This is a genomic window from Shewanella sp. SR44-4, assembly GCF_014163715.1.
Taxonomy (GTDB): Bacteria; Pseudomonadota; Gammaproteobacteria; order Enterobacterales; family Shewanellaceae; genus Shewanella.
In genome coordinates this window covers 1-8,545 of the sequence record NZ_JACJDU010000081.1, presented here as the reverse complement: position 1 = coordinate 8,545, position 8,545 = coordinate 1, and the positions used below count along the sequence as shown (strand labels likewise).

10 protein-coding genes are annotated in these 8,545 nt (G+C 41.0%); 1 reads left to right on the top strand and 9 read right to left on the bottom strand.

What is annotated here, in order from left to right:
* Window positions 1–130: 130 nt before the first annotated feature.
* Window positions 131–649, bottom strand: coding sequence for a hypothetical protein (locus tag H5125_RS21025; protein ID WP_182745348.1), 519 nt, complete (start codon window positions 647–649; stop codon window positions 131–133).
* A 103-nt stretch (window positions 650–752) separates the two neighbouring features.
* Window positions 753–1,034 carry a hypothetical protein gene (locus tag H5125_RS21020; RefSeq protein WP_182745346.1) on the bottom strand — a complete coding sequence of 94 codons (282 nt, stop codon included), beginning with the start codon at window positions 1,032–1,034 and terminating at the stop codon, window positions 753–755.
* 375 nt (window positions 1,035–1,409) lie between these two features.
* Between H5125_RS21020 and H5125_RS21015 the strand changes: the two genes are divergently transcribed.
* Window positions 1,410–2,366, top strand: a complete 957-nt coding sequence (locus tag H5125_RS21015; protein WP_101032835.1) for an integron integrase — start codon at window positions 1,410–1,412, stop codon at window positions 2,364–2,366.
* Window positions 2,367–2,449: 83 nt separating this feature from the next.
* Here H5125_RS21015 and H5125_RS21010 read toward each other — a convergent pair whose 3' ends face one another.
* The 7 genes from H5125_RS21010 to H5125_RS20980 form a co-directional block, all read right to left on the bottom strand.
* Window positions 2,450–3,220, bottom strand: a complete 771-nt coding sequence (locus tag H5125_RS21010; RefSeq protein WP_101086119.1) for an ABC transporter permease — start codon at window positions 3,218–3,220, stop codon at window positions 2,450–2,452.
* Window positions 3,220–4,155 carry an ABC transporter ATP-binding protein gene (locus H5125_RS21005; protein ID WP_101086323.1) on the bottom strand — a complete coding sequence of 312 codons (936 nt, stop codon included), beginning with the start codon at window positions 4,153–4,155 and terminating at the stop codon, window positions 3,220–3,222. The genes H5125_RS21010 and H5125_RS21005 overlap by 1 nt, the downstream gene beginning before the upstream one ends.
* 144 nt (window positions 4,156–4,299) lie before the next feature.
* Window positions 4,300–4,830 (bottom strand): hypoxanthine phosphoribosyltransferase, encoded by a 531-nt coding sequence (gene hpt, locus H5125_RS21000; protein WP_011638672.1) that lies wholly within the window; start codon window positions 4,828–4,830, stop codon window positions 4,300–4,302.
* Window positions 4,831–4,837: 7 nt separating this feature from the next.
* Window positions 4,838–5,497, bottom strand: coding sequence for a flavin prenyltransferase UbiX (locus tag H5125_RS20995; RefSeq protein ID WP_182745345.1), 660 nt, complete (start codon window positions 5,495–5,497; stop codon window positions 4,838–4,840).
* Window positions 5,498–5,522: 25 nt separating this feature from the next.
* Window positions 5,523–6,938, bottom strand: a complete 1,416-nt coding sequence (mpl, locus tag H5125_RS20990; RefSeq protein ID WP_182745342.1) for a UDP-N-acetylmuramate:L-alanyl-gamma-D-glutamyl-meso-diaminopimelate ligase — start codon at window positions 6,936–6,938, stop codon at window positions 5,523–5,525.
* A gap of 97 nt (window positions 6,939–7,035) precedes the next feature.
* On the bottom strand, window positions 7,036–7,338 hold the full coding sequence (locus H5125_RS20985; protein WP_059746143.1) for an AzlD domain-containing protein: 303 nt from the start codon (window positions 7,336–7,338) through the stop codon (window positions 7,036–7,038).
* Window positions 7,335–8,120, bottom strand: a complete 786-nt coding sequence (locus H5125_RS20980) for an AzlC family ABC transporter permease (protein ID WP_162022308.1) — start codon at window positions 8,118–8,120, stop codon at window positions 7,335–7,337. Before H5125_RS20980 ends, H5125_RS20985 begins: the two co-directional genes overlap by 4 nt.
* Window positions 8,121–8,545: the final 425 nt, after the last annotated feature.

Here is an 8,545-nt window from a genome sequence, read left to right as displayed (position 1 = left end):
ACATCAAACAGCGCGTTTTCTCGAACTGTTAATTACATAATAAAGAGTCACATCTCACGTGTTCGGGCTTGTTCAACACTTGGGATAAGGACGCGGCTTCGCGCGGCCTATCCTTATTAGTTATATGGTTTTATTGATGTTTTAAAAAACAATACAAAAGCCCTAAGCTTATAACACTGAAAAAAATTGGAAATACAAAATCAGTAATCAACTTAACTAAATTAGAAACCCTGATAAAGGTAGTTTTATATTTATATGTGATTTCTTGATTTTGTCTCCTTATGTCGTTGACTTCTCCGCTCGTTGTTCCAGCATCCGGATCAGGGTATTCATGTTCGTGTGCAGGAAAGCATTCATCCTCTGTTAAACCGATTACATTTCCTGTAGTTTTCGCAGTTTTTCGACCAATCCAAGTTGGAAGGTAATACTGAATTATTTCAATAATTGACAATATTATAAAATTTATTAAAAAATAGGCCGTAACAGCCAAAACAAACCAACCTGCCATAGTTTCATTTTTAGATAAGTCTAAACCAAGAATAGCCACTTTCTGAGGTAAGGCTTGTGTTAAAGCAATAAATAAAGAAATCCCAGACATGACCAAAACTTTAGTTTTTATTTTTTTCAAATCATCATTTAGATCGAACATTTATTTAATTTAACTCCAAACTTTAAGAACCATATAACGCCCAAATAATGGGCTAAAAATTGTTGGCTAAAATAAGCGACGCAGGAGCAAAAGCCAGCTGTTTTTAGTCCTGATTTATTTGCTTGTTATATTTTTCTATTAACTTCATGCATGATTTGTAAGCCAATATATACGCATCAATAAAATCTTGCTGGTTACCCGAACCTGAAACATTATCAGTTTGCAGTTTTAATTGAGATTCCAGATCAAATAATGTTTCTGACAAAGTATTTAGAACAATATTTTTATCATACTGGGTAATATATTCCATTGCATCATTTACCCTTGTATCAATAGAAGGAGTCCACCCACTATCGAGAATATCTATAAGATGAGATTTACGCAATTAACTCTCCGAAAATATAACAGCGTATTAGCGAGAATTCCGGTAAACATCCTGAGAAGCTCACCAAAACTCAACATCCATACTGCTTTAATTATTAATAATTTTAGTAACTTATCAGCTTAAATAACCCAAATCAATCACCTTTTAGTCTAGGCAAAAGCGAGAATTTAGATAATCGAGAATAATACAAACTCGTTATGTAGAGCAGATATATTAACAAAAATAAGCTAATTCAATTGGATAACATTGTCCTTTAGGTAAAACCGAGAATTTTTGCGATTACATAACGAGAACAAAACTGGCATTTTTACAAGAATGAATTATAACTGTATATACATACAGTTATAATGTCAGTTTGAATCAAAAGGAGTTGATATGTCAACATCACCATTTCTCGAGTCAATTCGTACCGAACTTCGCACTCGTCGTTACAGTATCAAAACAGAGAAAGTATATTTATATTGGATAAAGCAATTTATCCTTTTCAATGACAAAAAACATCCTCAAGACATGGGTAATGCCGAAATTGAGCGTTTCTTAAATCACTTAGCAGTCAATCGGCAGGTAAGTGCTGCAACACAAAACCAAGCTTTATGCGCAATTATTTATGTATATAAACATATTATTCGAAGAGAGATATCGGATTTACGTTATTCGTTTACTAAGCGGGAGCAATCCATACCGACAGTGCTAACCCACGAGGAGGCTAAAAACATTATTAGCCACCTTTCTGGCCAATATTGGTTAATTGCATCACTTCTATATGGTGGAGGATTACGAATAAATGAGGCATTAAAGCTAAGAATTAAAGATGTAAACATACAGAATAATACGTTATTTATTTTTAGAGGCAAAGGTAAAAAAGACCGTTATACATTATTGCCAAAATCCTTAAGCCATTCTTTGGATAACCAATTTAGTATCGTAAAAGCGCGCCACCAGCAAGATTTAAGTGAAGGTTATGGGTTAGCATCTTTGCCACCTGCACTATTACGCAAATATGGTAATGCCGCTAAAGATTTATCTTGGCAGTATGTTTTCCCCTCATCGACGCGCTGTACACATCCATATGATGGCTATATTTGTCGTCATCATATTCACGAAACAACATTTAGGAAACAATTACGCAAAGCAGTATTAATCAGCCAAATACCGAAGCAAGTAAAAGCACATACCTTTAGGCATACGTTTGCGACTCAACTACTGCAAAATGGTACCGATATTCGTACTGTTCAAGAACTATTAGGCCATTCAGATCTTAAAACGACTGAACTGTATACTCATGTTATAGGTTCTCGCTTTAGTCATACTACCAGCCCAATAGATAGATAACGCCCACAAAAAAGGACTCTTACGAGCCCTTTTACACTGAGATGATAACAACCGCTTTGGCTGCGGCTTACCGCCTATGAGACTTAACTGCGCAAACCAATTCCACGCGATATCAAATAATAAGCCAGTGTCCATAAGCTGACACAAAAACCAACCATTATGGCAATCGATAACGGTACACTTAAGTCAGCAAAACCTAAAAAGCCATAGCGGAATACGTTGATCATATACACAACTGGGTTTAAGCCCGATACACCTTGCCAAAAAGGTGGCAATAACGATAACGAGTAAAATACCCCACCTAAGTAGGTTAATGGTGTGAGAATGAATGTTGGAATAATACTGATGTCGTCAAAGCTTTTTGCAAATACCGCATTAATTAACCCGCCAAGTGAAAATAACACAGAGGTTAAAAACATAGTTAGCACGACCAAACCAACATGATGTAACGAGATATCAACAAACAACATCGCCACTGTGGTAACAATTAAACCAACACTTAGACCACGGGCGACGCCGCCACCGACGTAACCGGCTATCATCACGTAATGTGGCACTGGGGCCACCATAATTTCTTCAATGTTGCGTTGAAACTTGGCGCTGTAAAACGATGAGGCTACATTAGAATATGAGCTGGTTATCACCGACATCATGATTAAACCTGGCGCGATAAACTCCATGTAGGTAACGCCGCCCATTTCTCCGATACGGCTACCAACTAAATTACCAAAAATTAAAAAGTATAACGTCATGGTAATGGCTGGCGGCACTAGTGTTTGGATCCAAATACGGGTGAAGCGATTAATTTCTTTGGTTAAAATACTTTTAAAAGCCACAAAATACAGACTGTTCATTATTTTGACTCCTTGGCTTTTTCTACCAGCTCTACAAATAATTCTTCTAAGCGGTTAGCTTTGTTGCGCATCGACAATACTTCGATATTGGCTGCTGTTAACTGAGTAAATAATTCATTGATATTGTTCGATTTGGCCACATCGACTTCTAAGGTATGTGCGTCAGTTAAGCGGCAATTCATATTGGTGAGCATTGGTGCTACGTCGAGATCGTGTCGTAAATCGAAAATAAAGGTTTCAACATCTAGCTTACTCAATAATGCCTTCATGGTGGTGCATTCCACCAGCAAACCGGTATCGATAATACCAATGGTGCGACACAACATTTCAGCTTCTTCAAGGTAGTGGGTGGTTAAAATAATGGTCACACCTTGCTTGTTGATTTGCTTTAAAAATTCCCACATTGAACGACGCAGTTCAATGTCGACCCCAGCTGTTGGCTCATCTAAAATCAATAATTTAGGTTCGTGCATTAACGCACGGGCAATCATTAAACGGCGTTTCATACCGCCAGACAGTTCGCGGGCTTGGGCGTGACGCTTTTGCCATAAATCAAGTTGGGTGAGGTACTTTTCAGCACGCTCTAATGCAACCGCTTTTGGTACGCCATAATAACCCGCTTGGTTAACCACTATTTGTTGCACGGTTTCAAACTGGTTAAAGTTAAATTCTTGCGGCACTAACCCGATGCATAACTTGGCATGTTCGAGCTGCTTATCAATATCAAAACCAAATACCGACACTGTACCTGCGGTTTTCTGTACCAATGAGCTGATAATGCCGATGGTGGTAGATTTACCCGCACCATTAGGGCCAAGCAGGGCAAAAAAGTCACCTTGCTTTACCGTCAAACTGATCGACTTAACGGCTTCTACGCCACCTTTATAGGTTTTTTTAAGGTTTTCGATCACCAATGCATTGTTGGTGTTACTCATTGTCATACCTCTAATCCATGAATTGCGAATTAAACACTTTTTATTACGTGCTGCTTATGACGTAATGTAAATGAGAAAGACGCTGAAATATTCTGACGCCCAAAACAAAACTCCCGCCTGTAGCGGGAGTGTATACAAATCTCATTAATCTAATGGAACCACTTTAGCGATGTAAGGCAAGTTGCGATACTGCTCTGCGTAGTCGATACCGTAACCCACAATAAACTCGTCTGGGATGGTAATACCAATAAAGTCGACATAAACATCGACTTCACGGCGCTCTGGTTTATCTAATAATGTACAAAGCGCTAAGCTTTTTGGCTCACGGAGTAATAACATCTCGCGCACTTTGTTTAAGGTGTTACCTGAGTCGATTAAGTCTTCAACGATTAATACGTCACGGCCGGCGATGTCAGATTGTACATCTTTAAGCACTTTCACATCACGCGAGCTGTTCATGGTATTACCATAGCTTGATACTGACATAAAATCGATTTCAACATGGCCTTTAATACGGCGACACAAATCGGCCATAAACACGACAGAACCTTTTAATAAGCCAACCATTAATAAGCGTTCACTGTCGGCGTAATGAGCATTAATACGTTCTGCTAGCTGGTCTAGGGTTTTATTGATTTCTTGTTCTGAAATCATCATTTCAATGGTGTGCTTCATAAATCTCTCAATTGTCGATGTCGTGTGACTGAGTACGTCCGTATCCCCAGCGACTCGTTAAGTCGTGTTCAATGCCCAAATGATCAAGTATTCGGGAAACCATGAAGTTTACCAGATCTTCAACCGATTTGGGATTATGATAAAAGCCTGGGGCTGCTGGCATGATGGTCGCACCGTTGCGCGTAAGGCTTAACATATGTTCTAAGTGTATGGCACTAAACGGAGTTTCACGCGGAACAAGGATTAACTGCCCGCGCTCTTTTAATACTACGTCTGCTGCTCTTTCGAGCAAATTATTACTCATGCCTGTCGCGATAGCGGCTAATGTGCCAGTTGAGCACGGACAAACCACCATTTGCTTAGGCGCAGCACTGCCTGATGCTGGCGGCGAAAACCATTCATCTTTGCCTAATACGACTAGCTCACCTTTTAATGGCTCATCGGAATTATGCAGCTGTTCAATTAATTGCTCTTTGGCTTTTTGTGGATTTGCGCTCAGTTGCAAGCCATGTTCGGTGGCTAATACCACCCGCGCTGCACTGGATATCATTAAAAAAACTTGGTAATCGGCCGCTAACAAACATTCCAGCAGCTTAATGCCATAAGGAGCGCCAGATGCCCCCGTCCAGGCAAGACTAATTGCTTTAGCTTTTTTGGCGTAGGCCATGTTGTACCCTCTGTCGGCGAAAGCCTTACGCTAAAGCCTTAATAATTTTCTGGTGAATCCCATTAAAGCCACCATTACTCATGATGACCACGGTATCACCTTGGTTTGCTGTGGTGGCGACAGTGCTAATAATATCTTCAATGTTGTTAAACACAGTCACAGGAATTGGCGCGTTAGCCATACTGGCATGAATGTCCCAACCAATATTATCCGCTTGATATAGATAACCTACATCGGCTAATGCCATCGAGTTGGCGAGAGTATCTTTATGTACTCCACTTTTCATGGTGTTTGAGCGCGGCTCTAGCACCACAATAATGTTGCCATTAGGATTGTCACTAGATGCAACTTTAGCCCGTAACCCTTGCAATGTAGTGGCTATAGCGGTTGGATGATGAGCAAAATCGTCATACACCGCCACACCGTTTACTGTGGCTAATAGCTCTAAACGACGCTTTGGTGGACTAAATTGTGCCAACGCCTCAATAGCATGACCTGGCGCTACGCCCACATGACGAGCAGCCGCTATTGCCATTATGGCATTTTCAATATTATGCTGACCTATTAATGCCCAGTTTAATACTCCTTGCGACTCGCCCTTAAACAGCACTTCAAATTCATGGCCATCGTCGGCAATAGTACGCGACTGCCAAGCACTTGGTTCACCTTGTTGAGCTGAATCGCTGGCTAAGCTTGTGGCTTTAGAATAAATTTCTTGCTCGCTCCAACAGCCCATATCAATCACTTGTTGTACGGCTTCAACGTCGCTAGGCCAAATCACTTTACCCTCGCCCGGCACTGTACGAATAACATGATTAAACTGGCGTTGGATCGCCGCTAAATCGGCAAAAATATCGGCATGATCAAATTCAAGGTTATTGATCACTAAAGTGCGAGGATGGTAATGAACAAACTTAGAGCGTTTATCAAAAAAGGCACTGTCGTATTCGTCGGCTTCGACAACAAAAAACACTGAGTTACCTAAACGTGCTGACACACCGAAATTTTGCGGTACGCCGCCAATTAAAAAACCCGGCTCGTAGCCGCAGTACTCTAAAACCCACGCAAGCATGCTTGAAGTAGAAGTTTTACCGTGTGTACCCGCTACCGCCAATACCCAACGGTCTTGCAAAATATATTCAGCCAAAAACTGCGGCCCAGAAGTGTATTTTATGCCGCGATTTAATACTGCTTCTACACACGGATTACCGCGGCTCATGGCGTTACCAATAACCACTAAGTCTGGTTGGTTGTCGCCTTCTTTGCCTAATTGAGCCGGATCAAACCCCTGGATTAGCTCAATACCTTGTTGCTCAAGCTGGGTGCTCATCGGCGGGTAAACGTTGGCATCGCTGCCGGTAACTTTGTGGCCCATTGCGCGGGCAAGTAGGGCTAAACCGCCCATAAAAGTGCCACAAATACCTAAAATGTGTACGTGCATACTCAACTCTAATTGGTCCGTAATATGGCGGTTATTCTAATCTATTGCGCCACAGAATGTCAGTTAACAATGATTGAAATTAATCTAGGGTATGTTGTTAATACAAAATAAAAAACAGCCCCATACTGAGCACGGTTGTGAGCAAGGTATTACGGGTGACGTAAGCCAGCACAGTGGCCACTAGCGCACAGGTTAAATAAGGATTATGCACACTAATAGCCAGCTGGCCTTCGGGCACAAATACGATAGGGGCTAATATGGCGGTTAATACCGCAGGTGCTGAATAGCTTAAAAACGTTAAGGTATTTTTACTTAACCGAATAGGCAATTTAGGTTCTAGCAGTAAGTGCCGACTAACAAATACCACTGCTGCCATTGATAAAATAATCAGCCAGGTCATGCGTTATCTTCCTTAGCGTTAGGAGTTGAATCGACATCGGTTGCCACTGCACTTCCTTCATTAGTCAGTTTGGCGTAGGTCATGCCTGCAGCCATACCCGATATAGCGGCAATTAACAGCCCTGCTTGGATCGCGAATACTGCGCACACCACAGCTAACGTAAGCGACACTAAAACGCACACTAATATTGACGGCTTCTTTACTGTCGGTACCACTATGGCAATAAAGGTGGCTGCAATGGCAAAGTCGAGCCCGAGTTCGCCTAGGTTGTCGATAGACTGCCCTGCGACAATGCCGAGCAATGTAGCAATATTCCAGCCGACATAAAAAGTTAACCCGCCGCCCAAAGCGTACCAACGATCAAACTGATGTTGGCCTGGTTTATCACCACTGTGAGTTTGATTAGCGATAGCAAAGAGTTCGTCGGTGAGTAAAAACCCTAGCCCTAAACGCCATTTAAGCGGCAACGGGCTAATATGAGTACGCATGGCCATGGCATACAATAAATGCCTTGAAGTAATTAGTAAGGTGGTTATCAGAATACTGCCGATACCAATACCGGCTTTTATCATGCCAAGCGCAACTAACTGGGCGCTGCCAGCAAAGATAATGGCCGACATTGCTTGGCTTTCAACGGCTGTAAGGCCAACTTCAAGGGCAAACGAGCCCGCTAAAATCCCCCAAGGGATCACCGCTATCGTTAGCGGCATAACGGCAAGCGCGCCAGCTAAAAATGATTTGGTTTTAGTGGTAGTGATACTGATAGATTCGGTTGCGCTCACATCATCTCCTTATGCTGCACTGATTACGCTAACGCGCTAAGTGACAAGAAGATTAGCTTAACGTGAATAAATGAATAAAGCCCCTGAAAACTGATCATTATGGAGAATTTTCAAACTATGCTGTGGGTTAAGATCTTGAGGGGCTTCATTATTATGTATAAAATCTATTAGTGAAATATAAAAAAATTGATACATTAACTTAATATCAATAGGCACAAACAATGATAACGTGAACCTTGCAAATTGTATAACCAACATTCTAATTTAATAAATTAGATATCAAAACCCCTCTTTCAAGATGCAAAAATGACATTTTACATCTTTAAAAATAAGCAATAACTAAATATTAAGGAACTAAATATTAATAACTAAATACCAGCGAGCTAAACTCCCGATCCCTTACCCCCTATTTTCTATTTCTATTT